The organism is Lysinibacillus sp. FSL W8-0992, from assembly GCF_038008685.1.
In the GTDB taxonomy this organism is placed as follows: domain Bacteria; phylum Bacillota; class Bacilli; order Bacillales_A; family Planococcaceae; genus Lysinibacillus.
The window spans coordinates 3877909-3902720 of sequence record NZ_JBBOZQ010000001.1 but is presented as its reverse complement, the minus strand read 5'-3'; the positions used below and the strand labels follow the sequence as shown (position 1 = coordinate 3902720).

Genomic DNA, 24812 nt, shown 5'->3' with positions numbered 1-24812 from the left:
TATAATGAAAGATGAAACAATAGAGCGCATGCTTTGCTATGTCATTTACTTAAGAGGATATTGATACCGGTAAATTTGTTGTAGAGGCTAAATGTCAGTAGATGATATAAGCTTTAATAGGAACAAGAAAAAAGAAGGTAGAAGAACTCAAATTTTAGAGTTCTTCTACCTTCTGGACTTTAGAAAAGGCTAAGCCTGATTTAACCAACTAATAGCACTATGCACAACGACCGCTACCCCTAATGGAATAACACCTTCGTCTAACATAATATTTGGGTTGTGTAGTGGGTAGTTGTTGTCACCTAATCCGTTGGAGCCAGCCCACATAAACATTGTTGGCACTTGTTGGCTAATGTAAGAGAAATCTTCGGTGCCTGCTAATGGTTCAGCGTCAATTTGTAAATTGTCTTCCCCTAAAATTTCTTTCACAAAAGGTACGACTTGTTTGCACAGTGTTTCATTATTATAAAGTGATGGGGTAGAGATAGTCTTTAATTCATATGTTCCACGCATCATTTTCACTGTCGCATCTATAATTTCTTGAACTCTATTAAATAGATGATCCCTAACTTCTGGTTTGAAAGAGCGTAGTGTAGCCTCTAAATGTGCTGTATCTGGAATTATATTTGCTACTGTGCCGCCACCCATTTTACCAATAACGAGAACGGCTCTTTCTTTAGGATCAATTTCTTTGCTGACTAATGTATTCATTTGATTGTATATCGCATTGACAATCATTAAAGGATCAATGGCATTTTGAGGCTCAGAACTGTGCCCGCCTTTGCCTTGCACTTTTAGGAAGAAGCCATCTAATGATGAAGCGGCGATGCCAGGTTTGTAACCAAATTTCCCTACTTCTAAATCTGGAGTGACATGGAGGGCAAGGGCAGCATCAACTTTTGGATTTTCGAGTAAGCCATTTTCTATCATATCCTTTGCGCCAAGACCAATTTCCTCGGCGGGCTGGAACATAATTTTGACAGTACCATGAATCTCTTTTTCTTTCTCTTTTAAAAGCTTTGCTGCGCCGAGCATGAACGTCGTATGGATGTCATGACCGCAAGTATGTGCAAATCCATTTGTTGATTTAAACGGTAAATCCGTGTTTTCTTCCATCGGTAATGCGTCCATATCGCCCCTTAGTAAAATTGTTTTCCCGTTGCCATTACCAATCGTTACAACTAGCCCTGCTTGTCCTACTTTTTGAGGTGTTAGGCCCATGGAAAGTAATGTTTTTTCAACGTATGCGACTGTATTCGGTAGTTCAAATCCAATTTCAGGATGTTGGTGTAAATGTCTGCGATGATGAATGAATTCTTCTTGAAAATTTTCCGCCAATATTAATGTTTCATGTTTAGTCATATGAATACACCTCTCTAGTCTAATGAATATTCCATATCTGAAGTTGTATTAAATTTAGGTTTTGTTTTAATGGCAATGACAAACAATCCAAATAACACGATTGAAAGTACAATTAAGACATTTAACAGTAATCCATAGGAATGATTTATATTATAAATTGCGCCAGAAACAATTGGTGTTAGTGCAGCGCCTAGTGATGAAAATAATGAGACAATCCCGAATTTCGCGCTATATTCTTTTTCCCCAAATAGTGATGAAGTTAAGTAAGCAGGTGTAACTGTAACGGCCGTCGCACCAAATCCAGTAAATATCGTATACAGGATACCAGGTATTAATAGGTCGCCTCTCATCAAAAATAAAAAGCTTACTAAACCAGAGCCACAAATAATAAGTAATGTTGTGATGGTACCTAATTTATCGTATAAGCGACCGACTAATAATTTTCCGACGATGACCATTGCTGAACCTAAAGAAAGCAATATTGCAGCGTGTTGAGGTGTGCCACCAATATCCTTTAAATAAGGTGCGAGGTTAATGATCATACCATTCACGACAATACCACCGACAACAATTGCCGCACAAAGTGCCCAAAATGATACGGATCTAAATGCCTCCCTTTGTGAAAGCCCTTCTACTGTTTGTGAAGAAGTCGTTATATTTTTTATTTCACCTAGCGGAACAAGACCTTTATCTGCAGGTTTAAGTCGAATAACAAATAATGCCATAGGTACGATTAACACAAACATTGAAATGCCCGTAATGAGGTAAGCACTTCTCCAACCATAATCTGTAATAAGCCAGTTTAGGACAGGGCTAAGGATGACACCGCCAAGACCACTACCTGCTAGTGCAATCCCTAAACATAATCCACGCTTTTCGTTAAACCAATTTGTTATTAATACTGGTGCAGGAATAAGAGCAGCTCCTGCTAATGAAGCCCCCATTAGCACTGCGAATAAATAAAAGTGCATCGCAGTCGTTGCAAATGAAAATCCTACATATGAAATGGTGCCTAGTGTTGTAAATATCGTCAAGTAAAGACGAATGTCCATATTCCTCATCACTTTTCCTGCAATTGGACAGAAGATCATTGATACTAAAGCCATAATCGTATAATACGTCATAAATTCAGTTCTTCCAATTCCCAAATCTTCTGTTACAGGGACAGTATAAAGTGACACTAAATTAATAATTGGTGCATACAAAAATGTCATAATCATGACGCATGCCACTACAATCCACCATCCATAAAAGATGCCTTTTTTTCCTTGTTGAGTAGTCATATTGGTTTCCTCCGTTTTCACTTAATAATCAGGGCAATACGATGGAGATAAGTGGTGTTGAATCCGTTTTCAAATATCTCTAACATAATAAATGGTGTTACCCACGATCGTTTCATCACGCTTTCTAATTCAATAAAAAGTAATGATGGGGAGTTTTGGAGGTTGTATTGATCATAAGTATGTTTAAAGCCCTAAGACTTGTAGATACATCATTTTCAAATAGTACAAGCTCCATCTTCCTTCTCATTTAACGCTTACGAGGTTAGCTGACGGATTCGGGCCTTTGAGTAGCCCTACCTTAACAAGGATTCACCCCTTGGATTGAATGTTCATCCAAAAAATTTGGTTCCCCCGCATCCATTGGTTTCAGCGATCTAGAAAGTTGAAACTGCTATGATACTACTATTTCAAGAAAAGTTAGTAAATACAGAAAATTTTTTTGACAAATGAGAAGAAAAAATTTTTTACTTGATAAAACCTTTATTAATTAGGGTATCAGAATAACAGTAATAAAAAGTGCGAAAATATTTTTTCAAAAGGGGAAAGATTTAGACTGTTATTATTTTGAAAATTTGTGTAGGATACAGCTAAATTATCATTCTATTTTAAAAATTTACACATTTCATAGAAAACCGGTTATAATAGTTAGTATTGTAAGAAAAGGAGCTGTTAGCAATGGAACGTGAAAAAACAAATGTGGAAAGTTTTGATTTAGACCATACGAAAGTTAAAGCACCTTATGTTCGTTTAGCAGGTGTAAAAGTAGGAAAAAGTGGCGATGAAGTCTATAAATACGATATTCGCTTAAAACAGCCTAATAAGGAGCATATGGAAATGCCAGCACTCCATTCTTTAGAGCATTTATCGGCTGATATTATTCGCAATTATTCCGACCATATTGTCGATTTCAGTCCAATGGGTTGTCAAACAGGCTTTTATGTATCGTTGATTAATCATAATGATTATGATGAATTGCTAACGATTTTAGAAAAAACATTTACAGATGTCACGAATGCAACAGCAGTACCAGCATGTAATGAAGTGCAATGTGGCTGGGCAGCAAGTCATAGTCTTGAAGGTGCACAGGCACTTGCAAAAGAATTTTTAGCAAAACGTGATGAATGGCATATCGTTTTTGCAGAATAATAAAAAACCTTGCAATTGTAAAATGTCCTTTAAGTCAGATGGACATTTTGCTTGCAAGGTTTTTCATTTAACGATGAAAAGGAATGACATTGGATGAGGAAGAATCGTGATTTATTTTTTGATAAATAAAACTTTCTAAAAAGTCATGTATCAGATCTTCATATTCAGCCATATTTTCATTAAAGGACTGAGCGTGCGCACCTTTATCAAAAAGCTTTAACTTTTTCGGTCCAGTCTTTTTATTATATAAATCGAGTGACATGGAAGCTGGAATAAATGTATCGGGAATACTATGGATAAAGATAACTGGCTTTTCAATGTGTGTGACAGCTTCAGAGGGCGTTACACTTTTAAATGAATAACCATCACGTAGTCGTATAAAGAAATCAGCGAAACGGATCGGAATGATAGAACCATATTTAAATTCAGTCTTTGCAATTTGTTTAAGCAGCATTGAAAAATCTGAAAAGGCACAATCAGCAATATAAAAATCAGCACCATCTTCAACCGTTCCCGCATACAACAGCATTGTAGCTGCACCCATTGATTCTCCATGAATACCGAGGATGGCATTGTCACCAATCATCGCTTTCACGGTTTTTACAACAGCATCTAAGTCATTTTTTTCATAATAACCATAGCTTGTTGTTTTGCCGCCTGACTCCCCATGTCTTCGATGGTCAAAAATAACGGCATTGTACCCTAGTCGTTCGAAAAGACGTGCATATTTGACCGAGTTGATTTTATTTTCTGTAACCCCATGGCAAATAATCATCGTATTATTTGTTTGTAGTGGTTGGAACATAATGCCGCGAATGGAGTAGCCATTAGGAGAGTCAATATTTAATTCACATTTAAAATTTTTATTGTACCAAGCTTCGTCAAAACGTTTGGCAGTTGTTTCGCGTTCACGAATAAAATCGGGGTCTTTTTGCTGAATGTACATTAATTTATTAGAAAGCGCAAAGCCGAACAGCCCCGTTGCAGCAGCGGCGAGCGTCGTTGTAATACCTGAAAATAAAAGCATTTTCTTTTTCATCTTCAATACCTCCACGACTTGTTTCTTTGTATGTCTAGGCATTCGTCCCTAAGTTATCATAAGGTAAATGCATGTTTCTTAATTGTAATGTTCCCAACTATATTTGTTTAAAACACGACAACATTTTACAACAACCTTTGAAATACTGCGATTATTTCCGTTATCGAAAATCGTCAAAATATTTGTTAAAATATAGTTATCTGCTAGTAGCATATGCATGCAGTGTTGATTTTTGAACGGGGAAAAGGGGAGAATGATTATGACAAACGAGGTAGTGATTGTTAGTGCCGTGCGTACTGCAATCGGTTCATTCCAAGGAACATTAAAGGATGTGCCGGCAACAACTCTTGGAAGTATCGTTATTAAAGAAGCATTAGCGCGCGCTGGCGTAGCAGGTGAGCAAGTCGATGAAGTCATCATGGGGAATGTTTTATCGGCTGGACTAGGACAAAATCCGGCTCGTCAAGCATCGATTGCAGCGGGATTACCAAATACAGTGCCTGCTTTAACAATTAATAAAGTATGTGGCTCAGGCTTAAAAGCAGTGCATTTAGCAGCACAGGCAATTGTAGCAGGCGATGCTGACATCATTGTAGCTGGTGGCTTTGAAAATATGAGCCAAGCACCGTATGTATTAAAAAATGCACGTGAAGGCTTCCGCATGGGAGATCAAAAAGTCGTGGATACGATGATTCATGATGGTTTATGGTGTGCATTTAATGATTATCATATGGGCATTACTGCGGAAAATTTATGTGATGCGTATGAAATTACACGTGAGGAGCAAGATACTTTCGCAGCACGTTCACAACAACGTGCAGAAGCAGCTATTGCTGCTGGTAAATTTAATGATGAAATCGTTGCTGTGGAAATTCCTCAACGAAAAGGCGATGCTATTATTTTTAATCAAGATGAGTTTCCACGTGCAGGTGTTACAGCGGAATCCTTATCAAAGCTGCGCCCTGCATTTAAAAAGGACGGCTCAGTAACTGCAGCGAACGCTTCTGGTATTAACGATGGTGCAGCAGCAGTTGTCGTGATGTCAAAAGCGAAGGCGTTAGAGTTAGGGATTAAGCCAATGGCACAAATTTCAGCAAATGCGAGCTCTGGCGTAGATCCTTCAATTATGGGGACTGGTCCAGTAACTGCGGTGAAAAAAGCGTTAGCAAAGGCGAATGTAACTTTAGTAGATGTAGATTTAATTGAAGCGAATGAAGCGTTTGCGGCACAATCAATTGCTGTAGATCGCGAACTAAGCTTCAATCATGATAAACTAAATGTAAATGGGGGAGCAATTGCTCTTGGTCACCCAATTGGTGCAAGCGGGGCGCGAATTTTAGTCACACTTCTACATGAGATGGAGAAGCGTGATGCAAAAACGGGCCTTGCCACATTATGTATCGGTGGTGGACAAGGTGTAGCAACAGTTGTTCAACGCCCTTAATGTTAGTAAGAAGGTGAAAGTAATGGGAAAAAAACGAAAACAACAACAGCAGCGTGTAGATGATAGTTTCACAGCTAGTTTACCAAAGCAAGAAGCTGTGACATTAGCCGACCAGCTTGGTGGCGATGTGTTAGCGAAGTTAAAAGCTGCAAAACAAGATTTATCAGCGAAAGAGCAGGCGGCAGAGGAAGAGCGTCAAGCACAGCTAGCCTTTGAGCGCAAGCAGCGTGAGAAAAACAAATCGTTTGAAGAATTATTAAACGAGTACGGTGATAAAGGCTCTAAGTTTTAGTCTTAGATTAGTAAAAACAGTGAATCTCGTATGAGAGATTCACTGTTTTTTTGTTAATCGCCGATAGAGTGCCTGGAATCGCCGGTAGACTCGTGAGAATCGCCGATAAAAATCCTTTGCTTATATACGATAAATAATTATTTTCTAAACATCCGTATTTTCTTCACGGCTAAGGCGATGCTAATAAAAACAATAGCCCCAGCTGTATCTACTAAGACATCTTGCCCGTTCATTGTTCGTCCAGGTGTAAAGCTTTGGCGGAATTCATCTAGCATCGCAATCACTGCCGTAAGGGCAATGGCGACGCCCGCGGCAAAACGCCGTTTTCCCCATGCAAAGTAGATTCCGAGTGCAATACATCCAAAACCTATAAAATGCGTAAACTTTCGAATTAGAAATTCTACAAATTCAAAGTAGCCCCGCTCCTCAACAGACACGACTGTATTCCAATATGGAATTTTTAATACTGACAGTTGTGCTTCAAAAGGTTTATTGACCAAAAGTTCCTCAAGCTCAGGAATAATAGACTGTTGTTCGTAGCTCATGCTAGAGGAAATGGCGAGAATAACTAAAAGGAGCAGTAAAATTAGCCATTTTTTCATCGGTGGTCTGCGTATTGTTCTTCTTTTGTTAGTTTGTTAGCTACGTCAAAGTTAGTAATGGAATTGACTTTTTCGTAGGCTGTAAGTGTTTGGACAAGTTGTTCCTGTGAACTAGCACCAATCACAGTTGAAGCAATAGTAGGTTCCTTCAAATTAAAGGCAAGCCCTAATGCATGTAAATCTTCATAGTGTTTTGCTAAGTCTGTTAATGTCATGGTTAATTCATCTAGTGTATAGGTTTGATAACCGTTAACACGTTGCAAGCGCTCTTTCCAAGTATTTGTTAATAAGCCCTTTGCAACGGTGCCGCGTGTTACTACCGAAGCACCTTCACTGGCAATAAAATCTAGCCATTCTTCGGGGTGACGATCTAACGCACTATATTGCATCATGACACTTTTTGCAGAGCTAGCTGGTAAAAAACGTTTTAGTACATTAGGTCGAATCGAGGAAATGCCATATTCTCGAATTACACCGTCTTTTTTCAAGTTTTCAAATGTATCAATAATGCCATCCCAATCGTCCTCTATCGTACCACCATGTAGTTGATAGACATCAATGTAATCTGTACCTAGTCTTTTCAGGCTTTGATGCACGGCCTCTTTAATATATGTAGGGGAGGCATCCCAATGCCAGCCGTCCACACCTTGTGACCAACGATTGCCTACTTTAGTTGCGACGATCATATCTTGTCGACGTTTGCCCAAAACGGTACCAATAATTTGTTCGTTGGCACCAAAATCATATAAATCTGCTGTGTCAATGTAATTAATGCCAGCATCTAGTGCCATTTCGATAATGGCTGCTGCATTATTTTTGTTTGTCGAAAGAGACATACCTCCTAAGCTGATTTCTGAAATAAATAAATTACTTGAGCCGAGCTGTCTTTTTTTCATACGAATGCCCTCCTTCGATTTCTCTACTTGTAATGGTACAATGAACATATCTGAAGAACAAGCGAGGTTATGGGCAATGAAAAAGTTTGAAGAAAGAACGACACAAACGACATCAATTTATGATGGGAAAATCGTTAAGTTACAGGTCGATGATGTCACATTACCAAATGGCAAGTCGGCTAAGCGTGAAATTATTAAGCATCCAGGTGCGGTAGCAATCATTGCCATTACCAACGAAGGCAAGCTCGTTATGGTTGAGCAATATCGTAAAGCGCTTGAGCGTTCTATTGTAGAAATTCCTGCTGGTAAACTTGAAATAGGTGAGGAACCGATTTATACTGCTCGTCGAGAACTAGAAGAAGAGACAGGCTATGGTGCACATCAATTCGAGTATTTACAAGCGTTTGCCACTTCACCAGGCTTTGCAGATGAAGTGATTCATCTATTTGTAGGAACAGATTTATATCAGATTGAAAATAGCGCAGAACTAGATGAAGATGAATTTGTCGAATTACTAGAAGTTTCGTTGGAAGAGGCACAAGCGATGGTCGCTGATGGGCGTATATATGACGCTAAGACAGCGTTTGCCGTGCTTTGGTTTGCATTGCAACAAGATAAATAAAGTTTAGCATAATAGAAGCGGACGAGCATAAGCTGTACAAACCTTGATAGAAAAGGAGCATGCTAATGTCTCGTACGGTTTCTCTATTTTATCACGCATCAATTGTTGCAGTGAGCTTCGTTTGTGGCGTCATCTGCTTTCATATTATTGGAGGGGCGAATGCAGAGCCTTTTATTTTATTTATAGAACCTCGTTTAGCAGATGTGGACAGGCAATCTATTTTTCGTTTAGTGCTACCTGTCGCCGCTTCAGTCGGAATTGTATTGTTACTTGCTACACATAGTGTCTTGAAAGTTTTAGTACGTGTTACAGTCGCGATGCGCGCAACTTTTTTTGGATTTAGCTCCGTATTTTTACTGCAAAAACTTGAGGCGTTTTGGCTATATACGATTTGGTGGTTTCCATTTCAGCTTATCTATTGTATATTGTTGCTAGTATTATGTAATTTACTTGTACCCGCCTGGTCGAAGCGAAAAATCGGGAAAAAGATGAATGGACGGACAATTTTGTTGAATTTTATCGCTTTTTTCATCATAATAGTTGCTGAGTTTATTGTAATATCGTATGTACTCAAGTGAAGAAACAGCTAAAAGCATAAATGCATTTGAAATCTACTCACTATCTTGTAATAGGATTTACTCCTTTGGTATAATGAAATGAGTTTAGGGGGGCGTCACATGGAAAGCCGTATTGATCGTATTAAAAAACAGTTGCATAGTGCTAGTTATAAGCTGACGCCGCAGCGAGAAGCAACAGTTGCTGTTTTGCTAGAGCACGAAGAGGACCACTTAAGTGCAGAGGATGTCTATCTTTTAGTAAAAGATAAGGCACCTGAAATAGGTCTGGCTACTGTTTATAGAACATTAGAATTACTAACAGAGCTTAAAATCGTCGACAAAATCAACTTTGGCGATGGCGTATCACGCTATGATTTGCGCCAAGAAGGAGCTGCACATTTCCACCATCATCTAGTTTGTATCGAGTGCGGTGCTGTAGATGAAATTCAAGAAGATTTACTTGAGGATGTGGAAGCCGTTGTTGAGAAACGTTGGAACTTTATTATAAAAGATCACCGACTAACTTTCCACGGTATTTGCTGGCGTTGTCATGATAAAACCGACGAAACGAATGAAGAACAATAACGAAAAACTGTCTGATGAAATCTTACGTATAGATTACATTAGGCAGTTTTTTGTTTTTTCACTTGTATGCTTGGACTTTCTATTAAACTAGTCAATTCGATTGAAGTGAGCCCTTTCGCACTTTTTTTATAGGCGTGCTAAAATAGAGAATAATTGACAGTGAGGGGGCGTTGTGATGAATGAATTTCAATATGCAATAGAGGATTATATCCATTTTATCCAGGTAGAGCGGCAATTATCCGTTAATACATTAGCATCCTATCGCCGAGACTTAGAAAACTATGTACATTTTTTGCAAGAAGCTGAAGGGATGACTGATTTTCGGCATGTTGAACGGACAACTATATTACGTCATTTAGAACAACTGCGTATGCAAGGGAAGACAAGCCGTACTGTTGCGCGCCATATTTCATCGATTCGTAGTTTCCACCAATTTTTACTTCGAGAAAAGCGAACAGAATCAGATCCAACAGTCCATTTAGAAATGCCAACGATTGAACAAAAACTTCCGAATATCCTTTCCATAGAAGAAATAGAAGCTTTACTGACAGCGCCGAACCGCAGTAAGCCGCAAGGTATTCGTGATGTGGCGATGCTAGAGCTGCTATATGGCTCTGGTATGCGTATTAGTGAGCTGATTGCACTTGATTTAGCTGATATTCATCTGACAATGGGCTTTGTACGTGTATTTGGAAAGGGCGGCAAAGAACGCATCATTCCACTAGGAAAAAGCGCCCTTTCTGCTTTAAGTGTTTATTTAGATGGCGCAAGAGGAACATTACAAGGGAAATATCCAAAAACAGATGCATTTTTTATAAATCAACGTGGAAAACGTTTAACTAGACAAGGTTGTTGGAAATTAATGAAGGAGCACGCATTAAAGGCAGGCATCCAGCATGAGCTTACACCGCATACTTTACGCCATTCGTTTGCTACCCATTTAGTAGAGAATGGAGCTGATTTACGTGCAGTGCAGGAGATGCTAGGTCATGCAGATATTTCTACAACCCAAATTTATACGCATATTAGTAAAACGAGACTTTCTGAGGTATATAAGCAGTACCATCCACGTGCTTAACATAGAAAAATAAGCGATGGATCGAGTCTCTTTTCGTATAAAAGAATAAATATTTACCTTAGTCGGATGTCTGACCTTTATCCTTTAGCTTGTTTTTGGTAAAATGGAGTCGTGAGATTAGGAGGCAACAATTATGAATAAACCATTTAAAAAAATCCATGTCGTTGTAATGGATTCAGTTGGGATTGGTGAGGCACCAGACGCAGCTAAATTCGGAGATGTAGGCGCACATACATTAGGCCATATCGCTGAAAAAATGAATGGGCTTACAATGCCCGTTATGGAATCGTTTGGCTTAGCAAATATTGAGGCGCTTCAAGGAATGCAAGCAGTGGATGCGCCAAAAGCATACTACGGTAAAATGCAGGAAGCATCTGTTGGGAAAGACACAATGACAGGTCACTGGGAGATTATGGGTCTTAACATCGATAAACCATTTAAAGTGTACCCAGAAGGATTCCCCGCTGAACTTATTGCGGAGCTTGAACAACGTACAGGCCGAAAAGTACTATGTAATAAGCCAGCAAGTGGCACACAAGTGATTGATGATTTTGGGCAAGAACATATGGACACAGGGGCAATCATTGTCTACACATCTGCTGATCCTGTATTACAAATTGCTGCACATGAAGAAATCATTCCACTTGAAGAACTTTATAAAATTTGCGAAATTGCACGTGAATTAACATTGCAGCCAGAGTACTTAGTAGGACGCGTTATAGCACGACCATTTATCGGTACACCAGGTAACTTTACGCGTACGCCAAATCGTCATGATTATGCGTTAAAGCCATTTGGTCGCACAACGATGAATGCATTAATGGATGCAGGATTAGATGTAATCGCTATCGGTAAAATTTCAGATATTTTCAATGGTGAAGGGGTTACTGATGCAGTTCGTACAAAAAATAATATGGACGGCATGGACCAATTTGCAGAGGTTGCACGACGTGATTTCCACGGGATAAGCTTCTTAAATTTAGTAGATTTTGATGCGAATTTTGGACATCGTCGTGATCCACTTGGCTATGGCAATGCCCTACAAGAATTTGATGCACGCCTTCCTGAAATTTTAGAGGCAATGACAGAAGATGACTTACTTATGATTACAGCTGACCACGGAAATGATCCGACATTCCCTGGCACAGATCATACACGTGAATACGTACCACTAATTATCTATTCACCACGTTTTAAAGGTGGTAGCGAGCTAGCTCTACGTGAGACTTTTGCAGATATTGCCGCAACTGTCGCTGAAAACTTCAATGTAGAAGCACCACCATTCGGTAAAAGTTTCTTAAATGATTTAAAATAAGGAGGAATTTTCCATGAATATGGTGCAACTATTTGAAAAGAAAAAACAAGGTAAGGAGCTTTCACAGGCAGAAATTCAATACTTTGTTGAAGGCTATACAACAGGTTCTATTCCAGATTATCAGGCAAGCTCTTTGCTAATGGCCATTCGCTTAATTGGCATGACAGATGAAGAAACTTTTTATTTAACGAAGGCAATGATTGAATCAGGAGATGTCATTGATTTAACTTCGATCGAAGGCTTTAAAATTGATAAACATTCAACAGGTGGTGTTGGTGACAAAGTAACGTTAATCGTAACACCGATTATTGCTTCACTAGGCATTCCAGTGGCGAAGTTTAGTGGTAAAGGCCTTGGTATTACAGGTGGTACAATTGACAAACTAGAATCGATTCGAGGCTTAAAAACAGAGCTGTCTTCACAAGAATTTATTGATAATGTCAATAAACATAAAATTGCTGTTGCTGGTCAAACGGGTAATCTCGTGCCAGCAGACAAAAAACTTTATGCATTGCGTGATGTAACGGGTACTGTCGATTCTATTCCGTTAATTGCTGCGTCTATTATGAGTAAAAAAATTGCAAGTGGCGCAGATGGCATTGTGTTAGATGTCAAATGTGGTTCTGGCGCATTTATGAAAACTGAAGAAGAAGCTAAAAAATTAGCTGAGGCGATGACAGCGATTGGTGAAAAACTAGGACGTAAAGTAGTCGCACATATTAGTGATATGGATAATCCACTCGGAAAAATGATTGGTAATAAGCTTGAAGTAGTGGAGGCATATGCCTTACTAAGTGGTCGTTTAGAGGAGACGCACGCTGATTTATTTGAGGAGTGCATCATTATTTCTTCACTTATGTATCAGATTGCAGCTGGAGTGGATGAAGCAACAGCAGTAGCGGCAGTTAAGAAAGTGTTAGAGGACGGATCTGCAGCGGCTAAGTTTGAGGAATTTATAGTGGCACAAGGCGGAGATTTAGCGGATATTGTGCAAAATGACACGGCTCATAAGATTGCGGTAACAGCAGCGTCAGAAGGCGTTGTAGAGTCTATTAATGCATTAATGATTGGTGAGGCAAGCGTTAGTCTTGGTGCAGGTCGCTTAACGAAGGAATCCGCACTAGATTATGATGCGGGTATTCAACTAGTCGCAAAAAAAGGTGACCGTGTAACGGCTGGTGAAACGATTGCTTATCTGTATTCAAACAGTGAAATCAATGAGGAAACAGTCGATAAAGTACAGCAAGCTTATACAATTGCATAAATAAAAAACAGAATACGCTAGTTGATGGTAGCGGAGGCGTATACTTCTGCGGGAGGCATGCAAGACGCAACTGGTGAAGCGATAGCGACGGTTGTGGCTTACAGTGTGCCCGTGGAAAGCGTCCTCCTTAGTAAATTATCAACGACATTGCAAAAAAGTGTTAGATTGACTGCAGTCAATCTAACACTTTTTTCTTTTGTTGTTCGGCAACTATTTTACCAATTACCTACATATAAAAGCCTCCTACGCAGTTACACTTACAAAAAATGTAGACCACGTTTAAAACCTTCTTAATTATCCCATACTGCACTTAACCTAAAAGCAATAAGAATGTCGATTTTACACTATTTCGAGGGACTTGGCACTAGTTATGTCAACAGCAAGGATTTGTTATATGGAATGTGGAATTGCACGAGGAGGAGGCGATGTTCATGCATTTTCAATTAGAAATGGTAACGAGAGAGACAGTGGTTATACGTTTATTTGGTGAGCTCGATCATCATGCAGTTGAGCAAATTCGGGCTAAAATTTCTACAGCAATTTTTCAAGGCGCTGTAACGACCATCATTTGGAATTTCGAGCGACTATCGTTTATGGATAGTTCGGGTGTAGGCCTTGTGCTTGGTCGGATGCGTGAATTAGAGGCAGTGGCTGGAAGAACAATTTTATTGAATCCATCGCCGACAATGCGAAAAGTATTTCAATTTTCAGGTTTAGGTCCGTGGATGATGGATGCAACAGAGGAAGAAGCGATTGATCGAGTTAGGGGGATTGTAAATGGATAACGAAATGACATTAACTTTTTTAGCAATTAGCGAAAATGAAGCTTTGGCACGTGTGGCTATTACGGGCTTTATCGCACAATTAGACCCAACAATTGATGAACTATCAGAATTTAAAACAGTTGTCTCGGAAGCTGTTTCCAATGCCATTATCCACGGTTACGAAGAGGATGGCAAAGGTGTTGTTACAGTTCATGCAAAGCGCGAAGATGATATTGTAACCGTATCTGTAATGGATAACGGGGTTGGTATTGCAGATGTGAGTCAAGCAATGGAACCTTTGTTTACAACGAAAAGTGCAATGGAACGTTCCGGAATGGGCTTTACAATTATGGATAGCTTTTCAGATCAACTGACAGTAATGTCTAAATGGCAACAAGGTACAACAGTAACGTTTACGAAAAAATTTTACTCGGTTCGCACGGCGGTAATGTGAGGTTGCTATCGTGAAGCCGATAGAACAGTCGTCCGATAAGCTTTTGTCACAGGAGGAAATGCGTGATTTAATTGCGCGTTCACAACAGGGCGACCATGAAGCTCGTAAACGAATGATTGAGGGGAATACGAGACTTGTATGGTCCATCGTCCAACGCTTTACTACAAGGGGCGTGGAGCTCGAAGATTTATTTCAAATTGGCTGTATAGGGCTTATGAAATCTGTAGATAAGTTTGATCTAGCATACGATGTGAAGTTTTCCACATATGCGGTGCCGATGATTATCGGCGAAATACAGCGCTTCTTAAGGGATGATGGCATGGTGAAGGTGAGCCGCTCGATTCGTGAGCTTAACTTTAAAATACGCCATGCAACTGACGAATTTATTAAGAACAATGAGCATCCACCGACCATTCAAGATTTAGCACAAGTACTTGGTGTTACGACAGAGGAAATCGTAACGGCATCGGATGCTTTAAGGGATCCTGCTTCTTTACATGAGCAATTGTATGAAAGTGAAGGGGATTCTATTACGTTAATGGACCAAATGAAGGATGAAAAATCTGAGCAACCATTTGAGTATATTCCGCTTAAAGAAGTGCTAACAAGATTAGACCCCAGAGAGCAATCCATTATTTATTTACGATATTTTTCAGACTGTACACAAACTGAAATTGCCAACAGGCTTGGTATTTCACAAGTACAAGTATCTCGTTTAGAGAAAAAGATTTTAGCGCAGTTAAAAAGCTGGATGGCCACGAGTGCCACAGTCGAACATGGAGTAGAAAAAGACATCTAAGAAAATGGTGACACCATGACAAATAAACTATTTAACAGCTTAGAAGAAGCCGAAGATTTTCTTAAAGAGCAATTTGGGGACGGCGAATCATTTGACGTTGGAATTAAGCATTTATTTGTCAAAGATTTGCCGGTTCTTTGTGCATATATTAGTGGGCTTGTAGATGGGGAAGCCCTAACACAGCTACTATCTAGTATGTTACCTGAAGAAGACATCGATATTGACGATGAGAAAGAATATTTTGAAACAATTTTCAATTTTCATGGTCGTTCTGAAGAAACAGAGCGTAAAGCCTATTTGCTCGCCATTTTAAGTGGACAAGTAACATTTATCACTAAAGGTGGTTACTGTTATGTTGCTGAGCTGCGAAATTATCCAGGCCGATCACCAGAAGAGCCTGATAATGAAAAGGTAATACGTGGTTCAAGGGATGGCTTTACGGAAGGGATTTCACAAAATACAGCTTTAGTGCGTCGACGCATTCGCAACAGTAATTTACGTTTCGAGCTACATAAAATATCCAAAATCGGTCAAACCGATGTCGCAATTGCGTTTATGAAGGATATTGCAAATGAGGAAATGCTCGATAAATTGCGACAGCGTCTTGGTCAAATTAACCATGATGGTTTGACAATGGCCGATAAATCTCTAGAGGAGTGGCTATTTAAGCAAAAGTTTCACCCAATACCATTTGTACGTTATACAGAACGACCCGACATTGTCGCTGCTCATTTATTAGAGGGCCATGTGGCCATTATGGTGGATACTTCACCTTCAGTTATTTTAGTACCTATTACAATTTTCCATTTATTGCAGCACGCTGAAGAATACAGACAAGCGCCAATTGTTGGGACATTTGTTCGTTTTATGCGTTATTTCGGAACGATTATGGGGTTACTATTACTACCATTATGGTACTTATTTGTAACGAACGAATCGTTATTACCTGACACCTTGTCCTTTTTAGGTAGTCAGGAAAAATCACATATTCCAATATTACTGCAAATTCTAATAGCTGATATAGGGATTGAATTTTTAAGGATGGCCGCCATTCATACCCCTACGCCATTGTCCACTGCAATGGGATTAGTAGCAGGGGTAATCATTGGACAAATCGCGATTGATGTTGGCGTTTTCTCATCAGAAGTTGTGTTATATACAGCAGTAGGAGCGATATTTACATTTATTATTCCATCCTATGAGCTAAGTATTTCCATTAAGCTCTTTAGAATTTTCTTGCTCCTTATGACAGGCATTTGGGGGGCGGATGGATTATTCATTGGGTTATTTATATTATTTACGTATTTATGTTCATTACGTCCGTTACAAGCGCCGTATTTGTGGCCGCTCGTACCTTTTTTCCCAACAGCGATGCTTCGGGTAATTATCCGTTTCCCAATGACATCGGATGCATTAAGACCTTTTGTTGTCGATTCCAAACAGCGAAAAAGATCATAGGAGCCGTTGCACTCACTTTTTTCATGTGATAAAGTTCACCTATAGTATTTTGTGATTTTTGCAAAAATTATTTTTGTTAGCATGCCCAAATGGTATGAGCAATGAGCCATTGACATGCTCGTAAAAGATAATGTCTCGATTGGATGTTTTCAAAACTAAGTTTTTGGGTACACCATGAGGTGCAATTGTTACAAAATGGATACGTGAAAAGGGAGAGATGCAAATGCATTTATATGGAACACAAGCGATTTCTGAAGATGGACATTTAACAATAGGACAAGTAGACACATTAGAGCTTGCAAAAGTATACGGTACACCACTTTTTGTGTACGATACGGCGCTTATTCGGAAGCGTGCACGCAGCTTTATCGATACATTTAAAAAACTAGGTGTAAAAGCAGAAGTAGCTTATGCTTCAAAAGCATTTGCATGTGTGGCGGTGTATCAATTAGCAGCAGAGGAAAATCTATCATTGGATGTTGTCTCTGGAGGGGAGCTATTTACAGCATTAAAAGCTGGATTCCCTGCAGAGCGCATTCACTTCCATGGCAATAATAAAAGTATTGCCGAATTAGAGCTAGCCTTTGACTCAAAAATTGGTTGTATTGTAGTAGATAACTTCTATGAAATTAAGCTTTTAAAAGAAATTTCAGAGCGCCGTCAGCAAAACATGCGTATTTTGTTACGTGTCACACCAGGTGTTGAGGCACATACACATGATTTCATTACGACAGGGCAAGCTGATTCTAAATTTGGCTTTGACTTAAACAACGGCCAAGCAGATGAAGCATTCGAGCAAACATTTAAACATGAATACTTACAGCTTTTAGGCTTACATTGCCATATAGGCTCTCAAATTTTTGATACAGCTGGCTTTGGTTTAGCGGGAGAAAAATTAATCGACAAGATTTCTAACTGGAACAAGACTCACGGTTTTACGTGCACTGTGTTAAACTTAGGTGGGGGCTTTGGTATTCGCTATACAGAAGAAGACGCACCGCTTGAGCCGCAAGTATATGTTGAGGACATGATTACAGTTGTGAAAAATAAAGCAACGGTACTTGGGCTAACGATGCCAGAAATCTGGATTGAACCAGGTCGTTCACTGGTTGGCGATGCAGGAACATCACTTTATACAATAGGTTCTCAAAAAACAGTACCAGATGTACGGAACTACATTGCAGTTGATGGTGGAATGAGTGATAATATTCGTCCTGCACTTTACGATGCGAAATACGAGGCGGTCATTGCGAGTAAAGCCAATGCACCTAAAGAAGAAACGTACACTGTAGCTGGAAAACTTTGTGAATCGGGCGATAAATTGATTATCGATGCAAAATTACAAGAAGCAGCTTCAGGTGATGTACTAGCAATCTTCTGTACAGGGGCATATGGCTATTCGATGGCGAGCAACTACAATCGTGTACCACGTCCAGCAGTGGTATTTGTAGAAAATGGACAGCACCAATTAGCCATTAAACGTGAAAGTTATGAAGATATTGTACAAAATGATCTCCCGTTAACGTTAAAAAAGGGTGAATGAATTTGAGAAAAAATAAATGGGTATTATTAGCGTCCATGACGACTTTTATTTTATTGTGGGGCGTTGTCTATTGGGTGTTAGCATCAAAAGGTATTCTCGGCCCTGGTTCGTAAGACAGAAATTGGCTTGCGGTAATAGTACAAATCGTGTAGGATAGTCAAAGATTATGTACAGCTAGAAAAAGAGGGAATAGACAAATATGTTAATTCGATATAAAAAAGCTTTCGAGAAAATAGCGATGGGGCTACTCTCGTTTATGCCTAACGAAAAAGACATTAAAAAGCTCACAGAGACAATCCAATCTTATGAAAATGATGAGAATTGGGTATTATATTTATGGAAAAAGAACGATGAGTATGTTGGTATCGTCGGGCTTGTAGTAGACAATAACACAGCAACTATTCAGCACGTTTCTGTAGTTCCATCTTATAGAGGTGAAGGTGTGGCAAAAGAAATGCTACAAGAAGTAGCAGAACTTGGCCAATACGAACATGTGCGTGCAACGGATGAAACGCGTGAATTTGTTCAAAAATGTATACAATGTAATGAAGAAAAAGCAGACGAAAATTAACGTCTGCTTTTTCTTTGTTTGCTTTCTTGTCGTTCAGCAAGAATATGTGAGCGATCACGGAGCATATGTTTATGAAGAAGATAATCAGCGCTACTTTCCGGTAAAAGTAGTATGCGCGCCATCACTAAATCATGTAAAGCGGGCATTAGTGGTAATTGAAACGCTTGAAAGGACTTGCCCATTCGAATGTTGTTGAGCGTTTCGGTTAATTTTGTGATAAGAATTGTGTAGTCTATTTCATGAAAAAACACATTTCCTTTATTGAGTTGAAAATTATTGAGTGCTTTATGTAGGATTTTGAAAGCACCAGTTGCGTTGCCGCGACGCCAATGATATAATCCTGTCGCTAATTGAACATAACCTACAAGAGGATGATTTTTATTGCCAGGCGCGATGTCCTTCCAATATTCCTCGAGTACTTCATGGCATTCAAAAAAATCCCCATTGCCATTGAAATAGGCACAGTAATCAATAAATAAAGTATGGTGCTGTGGATGCATTTTGGACTCCTTTCCACTATACTAAAAGAACATTGAAGATCAGGGTGGTAAAATAATGTCTTATGAAGTAAAATTAGAAGCCTTTTCAGGACCTCTTGATTTATTATTGCACTTAATTCACAGATTGGAAATTGATATCTATGATATTCCAATGGCTGAAATTACGCAACAATATATAGATCATATCCATGCGATGCAGGTACTGGAATTAAATGAGGCGAGTGAGTATTTAGTGATGGCTGCTACACTCTTAGCCATAAAAAGTCGTATGCTCTTACCGATACATGAAGGAGAGCTAGAGGATGCGGAAATTGAAGTCGATGGACCTGACCCTCGTGAGGAACTGGTTCAACGTTTAATAGAGTATAAAAAATATAAAGAAGCGGCAGGCAACTTACAGGAGCTTGAATCAGATAGAGCGCAGGTGTTTACGAGACCACCAACAGATTTATCGGGATTGGCATCAGATGAGCAAATGGCGTTGTTCGATATGAATGTCAATATATATGATATGCTTGGTGCCTTCCAAAAGCTGATGCGCAGAAAAAAATTAAAAAAGCCATTAAAAACAACTGTCACGAGACAGGAACGCTCGGTTAAAGATCAAATGCGTTCGGTTGTGAATTCTTTACGTTCCACAGGTGGACGTGCATCATTTTTCGAGCTTTTTCCCTATGAAGATAAACCAACACTGATTTTAACGTTTCTATCACTGCTGGAACTGATGAAACGTCAGATTGTCATTGTAGAGCAAGACGGTAATTTTGAAGAACTAACGGTCACATTACAGAAGGAGGAATGGGATGATGACGAAAACAATGATCCTACAAAGTAGAATTGAAGCTTTATTATTTGTTGTGGGAGATGATGGCTTAACGATTAAGCAATTAGCACACTTACTTGGTGATGCAGAAGAAGTTGTTGCACAAGCTATGGATGCATTACGTACAGCATTTGACGAAGATGAAAATAGAGGAATTACAATTAAAGAAATGGCTGGCGTTTACCAGTTAATTACAAAGCATGAGCTTGCAGATACGATACAAAAATTAGTAGAGAATCCGACAGCACAATCATTATCTCAGGCATCCTTAGAAGTATTGGCTATAGTGGCGTATAAACAACCTATTACAAGGGTAGCGATTGAAGATTTACGAGGCGTAAAATGTGAACGGCCACTGCAAACACTGGCTTCCAGAGGGCTAGTGAAAGAGGTTGGCCGTTCAGAGGGAACTGGACGTGCTATTTTATATGGCACAACGAAAGAGTTCTTAAATTACTTTGGTTTAAATAGTATTGAAGAAATGCCTCCATTACCTGAGGAGGAAAATGGAGATACAGAGCAAGAAACGGATTTATTTATGACCAAATTCCAAGAAACTTTTAACGGCGTTAAGTAATAGAGGAAATGTGCTCGTCGCTTTCCTTTTTAGTTTAATAGTTTTTACTTATCTATCACTTATAATAAGGAGTGGCTTGTTGCTACGGTTACTACGAGTAATGTTGTTCATGGTAGTAGTTGGAATTTTAGTTTTTCCACAAAATGGTTTGGCAAGAGGCGGAAGCGGATATGTTGTGTTAGACGGCGACACAGGCCGCGTATTATCAGGTACTAATAGTGATGCAAGGCTCCCAATCGCAAGTTTAACAAAAATTTGGACAGCTCTCGTCGCCATTGAAAACAGTGATCTACAAGATGAAGTAGTCATTTCTCCAAGGGCTGCAATGGCTGAAGGTTCGTCTATTTATTTGCAAGCTGGTGAGACGGTAACAGTTGAAACCTTGCTTTATGGCTTAATGCTCCGATCTGGCAATGATGCTGCAACTGCATTAGCTGAGCATGCAGGTGGTTCAGTTGAAGGTTTTGTCAAATTAATGAATGAACGAGCGGTGATTGCTGGCCTCACAAATACAGTTTTTATGAACCCGTCTGGCTTGCATCATGATGAGCATTTATCTTCTGCAAGAGATACAGCGGAGATGTTGAGGTTAGCTCTCCAAAATAAAACCTTTGAAAAAATTGCATCTACTGTCCTTTATCGTGCCAATACAGAAAACGGCATGCTGTGGGAAAATAAACACCGCTTATTACGAGAAGGCTCAGGAGTCGCAGCTGATGTAGATGATGAGACGGAGCAACCTGTAAGTTCATTAAAATCAGCAACAGGTACTGCTTTTGCTGGAAAGACTGGTTTTACAAAGGTCGCTGGAAGAACATTGGCAACTGCTTTTCATAAAGATGGGCAAACATGTATTGTTGTCACTTTAAATGAATCTGATGACTGGAATATGCATCGAGGTTTAGCGAATGAGGTTTGGAAAAATTATAATATGGAGACGGTTGTGAAAAAGGGGAAATACAATGTCAACGATAAACTGGCTATCCGTTTAGAGCAACCAATTCAATTGCAATTAAACAAAGAGGAAAAAAAGACAGTTAGGCAAGTACTTCAAGTGTCCAGAAAAAGAAAGGAAGCAGTACTTTCGATATTTATCGGGGAAGAGCGTATTTATGCAACGCCTGTTAAAGTAGAATCAGCGGATCGTTAAAAGCGATGCGCTGATTTTTTATAATGCATAATATGGTATATTGTTTACTAGAAACTATTTTATATTTATTGTAAATGGTGTAAAATAATGAGAGTTATAATATGGAAGCATTAGGAGGTATACTATTATGGCTACTAGTGAAAATAACCGTAAGCAAACTCAAATCGCTATTATCATTATTTTATTTCTTTCAAGCTTTACAGCACCATTTATTTTGCTATTTCCCATTCAAGAGCTTCTTTACCGACCGCACGAATATTACCTTTTTGAGACCATTTTTAAAGCATATATTATTTTGATGTTTGTCTTAATTGCGATGGCAATAATTTTATTAATAAATTTATTGATTACTCCCACTACAAAAAAGGGGAGAAATGTCCAACGAACAATCGTTGGTACATCATGGCTGCTCGTTCTAGCGATTTTATTTTTATGTATCAATCATTATCAAATTATTGATGAAAAAGGGTTACATACGAATAATTTTTTTAGCTTGCAAGAAGACTCGACAAGCTGGAAAGAGATTGTTAAAGTCGAACAAACAAATGTGCAGAAAGATGGCGTAACTAAACCAGATAAGCTTATATTCACATTAAACGATGGTTCGACAATCGAACAATCTTTAACGGCGAAGTTAGCAAAAGCGAAGGCATTTATCAATTATGAATTAAGTAAAAGTGGCATTACAATCGAAAATGTATATAGTGAAAATGAATAATAAAAAGCTGCCTAAAGAGTGCAGCTTTTTTTATTGTTCGAGTGCCTGGCACTAAGACGGACCTTTGTGTGCGTTCCGACAGAAGTGTAAGTAGATGTTTACTTGGATAAGGTTGTTGATAGTGTCGTGAATATTCAGAATTGTTTGAGTGCCTGACACTTTATAAAATATCTTTTCTAAATGCGATTTGCATTTTGTTGATTCGTCCATATTAGAAATAAATAGCAAACATCGATGAATCTTTATGTTACGCTAAGACAAATAATCGATAAACTAGCAAATAATACACTATTTAGAATTATCGTATTACTAGTACAAAATTAGTTTCTCTTTTATATTACACAAAAGTATGACATAATTTTCACAGATTGACGGGAAAAATAACCTTAAAAAGGTTACATTTTTAACTAGAGGTGAAAGAATGGAAAGATTACAAAAAGTTATTGCTTATGCGGGTGTCGCTTCAAGGCGTAAAGCAGAGCAATTGATTGTAGAAGGTAAAGTAAAGGTAAACGGTGTTGTTGTACGTGAGCTAGGAACAAAAGTTTCCAACTCGGATACAATTGAAGTAGAGGGTGTCAAACTTGAGAAAGAAGATAAAGTCTACTACTTACTATATAAACCACGTGGAACAATTTCTGCTGTAACGGACGATAAAGGACGCAAAACTGTCACAGATTTATTTAAGCATATTCCGCAACGTATTTTCCCTGTTGGTCGTCTAGATTATGATACATCTGGATTATTATTACTGACAAATGATGGAGAGTTTTCTTTTATGTTGACGCATCCGAAATTTAAAATTGATAAAACGTACATTGCGCGAGTAAAAGGTATACCTACAATTGAGGGTCTAAAAAAGCTACAACGTGGTATTAAACTAGAAGATGGCAAAACAGCACCAGCAAAAGTGAGTATGACTTCTTTTGATGAGCAAGCAGGCAAGGCGATTTGTGAAATTACTATTCACGAAGGGCGAAATCGTCAAGTGCGTCGTATGTTTGAGGCAATCGGTACACCAGTAGTTAAACTGAAACGTGAACGTTTTGCGTTTTTAGATTTATATGGTTTAACACCAGGAGAATACCGTGAATTGTCGAAGCATGAAGTCAAGCAATTACGCGTGTTAGCTGAAACGGGACAACTCGGCTAAACGGACATTAGCGATGGAAGGTGAACATACCGTTATACGTATAGTGAGTTTTTCACTTTCCTCGTGTGGAAACGTTCATAAATCATTCATAATTAATAACTAAGTTAATTTGTATCATTTTGCTATAATAGGTGAGAATAGTACACCAGTTTTAAATTTATCCAGCAGACGCTGAACAAAGTAAGTCTCGGGGAGATATAACAGATGTTTCTTGTTCAAATGCGAAATATCGACATAATTACCTCGAGGCGTATTTGAGTAGGGGGTTTATTAACTTGGAGAAAAAGAAAAAACGTCTTGTAACCCGTACCATTATTTTAGTTATTTTGGCGCTTGCCATAGGGTACACTGTTTACGGGACAGCGACAAAGGATAAGGTAGAGTTAGTAGCAGTTGGCTCTGAAGCACCGAACTTCACGTTAGTAGATTTAAATGGAGAGAAACACAAACTGTCTGATTATAGAGGGCAGGGGGTATTTTTGAATTTCTGGGGAACTTGGTGTAAGCCATGTGAGAAGGAAATGCCAGCTATGAACAACCAGTATCAAGTCTTTAAAGACCTAGGTGTTCAAACATTGGCTGTCAACATTGCACAAACAGATTTTGAAGTACAAAATTTTGTCGATAAGTACGATCTTACATTTCCTGTAGTAATTGACAAAACAAAAAGTGTTATGACTGCCTATAATGTTGGGAATTTACCTGCAACTGTTTTAATTGATCCAGATGGTAAGGTAGTTAAAATTACGACTGGAGAAATGACAGAGGCGAATATCGCTTCTTACATGGAATTAATAAAGCCAAAATGAGGGGTAAT

27 protein-coding genes and 1 riboswitch are annotated in these 24812 nt (G+C 38.9%); of the genes, 21 read left to right on the top strand and 6 right to left on the bottom strand.

Annotation, left to right across the window (positions count from 1 at the left end):
* Nucleotides 1-189: 189 nt before the first annotated feature.
* Both NSQ74_RS19595 and NSQ74_RS19590 read right to left on the bottom strand, forming a co-directional pair.
* Nucleotides 190-1362 (bottom strand): M20 metallopeptidase family protein, encoded by a 1173-nt coding sequence (locus NSQ74_RS19595; protein WP_340825556.1) that lies wholly within the window; start codon nucleotides 1360-1362, stop codon nucleotides 190-192.
* Nucleotides 1363-1376: 14 nt separating this feature from the next.
* The gene (locus NSQ74_RS19590; RefSeq protein WP_340825555.1) at nucleotides 1377-2645 is read right to left on the bottom strand and encodes an MFS transporter; all 1269 of its coding nucleotides are present in this window, start codon (nucleotides 2643-2645) and stop codon (nucleotides 1377-1379) included.
* Between the two features lie 235 nt (nucleotides 2646-2880).
* A riboswitch (cyclic di-AMP (ydaO/yuaA leader) is annotated at nucleotides 2881-3027 on the bottom strand.
* 293 nt (nucleotides 3028-3320) lie between these two features.
* Between NSQ74_RS19590 and NSQ74_RS19585 the strand changes: the two genes are divergently transcribed.
* Entirely contained in the window at nucleotides 3321-3791 is a 471-nt protein-coding gene (locus NSQ74_RS19585; protein WP_340825553.1) for an S-ribosylhomocysteine lyase, read from the top strand.
* Between the two features lie 67 nt (nucleotides 3792-3858).
* Here the strand turns inward: NSQ74_RS19585 and NSQ74_RS19580 are convergent, their stop codons facing one another.
* Nucleotides 3859-4830: an alpha/beta hydrolase gene (locus NSQ74_RS19580; RefSeq protein ID WP_340825552.1), complete on the bottom strand. Its 972-nt coding sequence runs from the start codon at nucleotides 4828-4830 to the stop codon at nucleotides 3859-3861.
* Between the two features lie 259 nt (nucleotides 4831-5089).
* On the opposite strand from NSQ74_RS19580, the gene NSQ74_RS19575 reads away from it, so the two are divergent.
* Both NSQ74_RS19575 and NSQ74_RS19570 read left to right on the top strand, forming a co-directional pair.
* A complete protein-coding gene (locus tag NSQ74_RS19575; RefSeq protein WP_340825551.1) occupies nucleotides 5090-6274 on the top strand; it encodes an acetyl-CoA C-acetyltransferase in 1185 nt (394 codons plus the stop codon).
* A gap of 22 nt (nucleotides 6275-6296) precedes the next feature.
* Nucleotides 6297-6566, top strand: coding sequence for a YqkE family protein (locus tag NSQ74_RS19570; RefSeq protein ID WP_340825550.1), 270 nt, complete (start codon nucleotides 6297-6299; stop codon nucleotides 6564-6566).
* Between the two features lie 137 nt (nucleotides 6567-6703).
* On the opposite strand, the gene NSQ74_RS19565 is transcribed toward NSQ74_RS19570, so the two are convergent.
* Together NSQ74_RS19565 and NSQ74_RS19560 are read right to left on the bottom strand one after the other, a co-directional pair.
* The gene (locus NSQ74_RS19565) at nucleotides 6704-7168 is read right to left on the bottom strand and encodes a VanZ family protein (RefSeq protein ID WP_340825548.1); all 465 of its coding nucleotides are present in this window, start codon (nucleotides 7166-7168) and stop codon (nucleotides 6704-6706) included.
* Entirely contained in the window at nucleotides 7165-8064 is a 900-nt protein-coding gene (locus NSQ74_RS19560) for an aldo/keto reductase (RefSeq protein ID WP_340825546.1), read from the bottom strand. Before NSQ74_RS19560 ends, NSQ74_RS19565 begins: the two co-directional genes overlap by 4 nt.
* A 76-nt stretch (nucleotides 8065-8140) precedes the next feature.
* Here NSQ74_RS19560 and NSQ74_RS19555 point away from each other — a divergent pair, with 76 nt between their 5' ends.
* The 12 genes from NSQ74_RS19555 (at nucleotide 8141) to NSQ74_RS19500 (ending at nucleotide 19074) form a co-directional block, all read left to right on the top strand.
* Nucleotides 8141-8686, top strand: a complete 546-nt coding sequence (locus NSQ74_RS19555; RefSeq protein WP_340825545.1) for an NUDIX hydrolase — start codon at nucleotides 8141-8143, stop codon at nucleotides 8684-8686.
* A gap of 65 nt (nucleotides 8687-8751) precedes the next feature.
* Nucleotides 8752-9264, top strand: coding sequence for a hypothetical protein (locus tag NSQ74_RS19550; protein ID WP_340825544.1), 513 nt, complete (start codon nucleotides 8752-8754; stop codon nucleotides 9262-9264).
* A gap of 99 nt (nucleotides 9265-9363) precedes the next feature.
* Entirely contained in the window at nucleotides 9364-9828 is a 465-nt protein-coding gene (gene fur, locus NSQ74_RS19545; protein WP_340825543.1) for a ferric iron uptake transcriptional regulator, read from the top strand.
* Between the two features lie 175 nt (nucleotides 9829-10003).
* Nucleotides 10004-10906 carry a site-specific tyrosine recombinase XerD gene (xerD, locus tag NSQ74_RS19540; protein WP_340825542.1) on the top strand — a complete coding sequence of 301 codons (903 nt, stop codon included), beginning with the start codon at nucleotides 10004-10006 and terminating at the stop codon, nucleotides 10904-10906.
* Nucleotides 10907-11039: 133 nt separating this feature from the next.
* Nucleotides 11040-12221 (top strand): phosphopentomutase, encoded by a 1182-nt coding sequence (gene deoB / locus NSQ74_RS19535; protein ID WP_340825541.1) that lies wholly within the window; start codon nucleotides 11040-11042, stop codon nucleotides 12219-12221.
* Nucleotides 12222-12234: 13 nt separating this feature from the next.
* Complete coding sequence (locus NSQ74_RS19530; protein ID WP_340825540.1) at nucleotides 12235-13485, top strand: thymidine phosphorylase; 1251 nt, start codon at nucleotides 12235-12237, stop codon at nucleotides 13483-13485.
* Nucleotides 13486-13916: 431 nt separating this feature from the next.
* On the top strand, nucleotides 13917-14270 hold the full coding sequence (gene spoIIAA / locus NSQ74_RS19525) for an anti-sigma F factor antagonist (RefSeq protein WP_024361503.1): 354 nt from the start codon (nucleotides 13917-13919) through the stop codon (nucleotides 14268-14270).
* Complete coding sequence (gene spoIIAB, locus NSQ74_RS19520) at nucleotides 14263-14703, top strand: anti-sigma F factor (protein ID WP_340825539.1); 441 nt, start codon at nucleotides 14263-14265, stop codon at nucleotides 14701-14703. The genes spoIIAA and spoIIAB overlap by 8 nt, the downstream gene beginning before the upstream one ends.
* Nucleotides 14704-14713: 10 nt before the next feature.
* Nucleotides 14714-15502 carry a SigF/SigG family RNA polymerase sporulation sigma factor gene (locus NSQ74_RS19515; protein WP_337981793.1) on the top strand — a complete coding sequence of 263 codons (789 nt, stop codon included), beginning with the start codon at nucleotides 14714-14716 and terminating at the stop codon, nucleotides 15500-15502.
* Between the two features lie 15 nt (nucleotides 15503-15517).
* The gene (locus tag NSQ74_RS19510) at nucleotides 15518-16960 is read left to right on the top strand and encodes a spore germination protein (RefSeq protein WP_340825538.1); all 1443 of its coding nucleotides are present in this window, start codon (nucleotides 15518-15520) and stop codon (nucleotides 16958-16960) included.
* Nucleotides 16961-17183: 223 nt separating this feature from the next.
* A complete protein-coding gene (gene lysA, locus NSQ74_RS19505) occupies nucleotides 17184-18503 on the top strand; it encodes a diaminopimelate decarboxylase (RefSeq protein WP_340825537.1) in 1320 nt (439 codons plus the stop codon).
* Nucleotides 18504-18702: 199 nt separating this feature from the next.
* Nucleotides 18703-19074, top strand: a complete 372-nt coding sequence (locus tag NSQ74_RS19500) for a GNAT family N-acetyltransferase (RefSeq protein ID WP_340825536.1) — start codon at nucleotides 18703-18705, stop codon at nucleotides 19072-19074.
* On the opposite strand, the gene NSQ74_RS19495 is transcribed toward NSQ74_RS19500, so the two are convergent.
* A complete protein-coding gene (locus NSQ74_RS19495; RefSeq protein WP_340825534.1) occupies nucleotides 19071-19574 on the bottom strand; it encodes a DUF309 domain-containing protein in 504 nt (167 codons plus the stop codon). The genes NSQ74_RS19500 and NSQ74_RS19495 overlap by 4 nt on opposite strands.
* Nucleotides 19575-19629: 55 nt before the next feature.
* On the opposite strand from NSQ74_RS19495, the gene NSQ74_RS19490 reads away from it, so the two are divergent.
* The 6 genes from NSQ74_RS19490 to resA all read left to right on the top strand — a co-directional run bounded on the left by NSQ74_RS19490 (nucleotide 19630) and on the right by resA (nucleotide 24804).
* Nucleotides 19630-20409, top strand: coding sequence for a segregation/condensation protein A (locus NSQ74_RS19490; RefSeq protein WP_340825533.1), 780 nt, complete (start codon nucleotides 19630-19632; stop codon nucleotides 20407-20409).
* Nucleotides 20381-20974: an SMC-Scp complex subunit ScpB gene (gene scpB / locus NSQ74_RS19485; RefSeq protein WP_340826510.1), complete on the top strand. Its 594-nt coding sequence runs from the start codon at nucleotides 20381-20383 to the stop codon at nucleotides 20972-20974. Before NSQ74_RS19490 ends, scpB begins: the two co-directional genes overlap by 29 nt.
* Before the next feature lie 79 nt (nucleotides 20975-21053).
* Nucleotides 21054-22124 carry a D-alanyl-D-alanine carboxypeptidase family protein gene (locus tag NSQ74_RS19480; RefSeq protein WP_340825532.1) on the top strand — a complete coding sequence of 357 codons (1071 nt, stop codon included), beginning with the start codon at nucleotides 21054-21056 and terminating at the stop codon, nucleotides 22122-22124.
* Nucleotides 22125-22251: 127 nt separating this feature from the next.
* Nucleotides 22252-22842, top strand: coding sequence for a hypothetical protein (locus tag NSQ74_RS19475; protein ID WP_340825531.1), 591 nt, complete (start codon nucleotides 22252-22254; stop codon nucleotides 22840-22842).
* A gap of 421 nt (nucleotides 22843-23263) precedes the next feature.
* The gene (locus NSQ74_RS19470; protein WP_340825530.1) at nucleotides 23264-23995 is read left to right on the top strand and encodes a pseudouridine synthase; all 732 of its coding nucleotides are present in this window, start codon (nucleotides 23264-23266) and stop codon (nucleotides 23993-23995) included.
* A 275-nt stretch (nucleotides 23996-24270) separates the two neighbouring features.
* Nucleotides 24271-24804, top strand: coding sequence for a thiol-disulfide oxidoreductase ResA (gene resA / locus NSQ74_RS19465; protein WP_340825529.1), 534 nt, complete (start codon nucleotides 24271-24273; stop codon nucleotides 24802-24804).
* The last annotated feature ends 8 nt before the right edge of the window (nucleotides 24805-24812 follow it).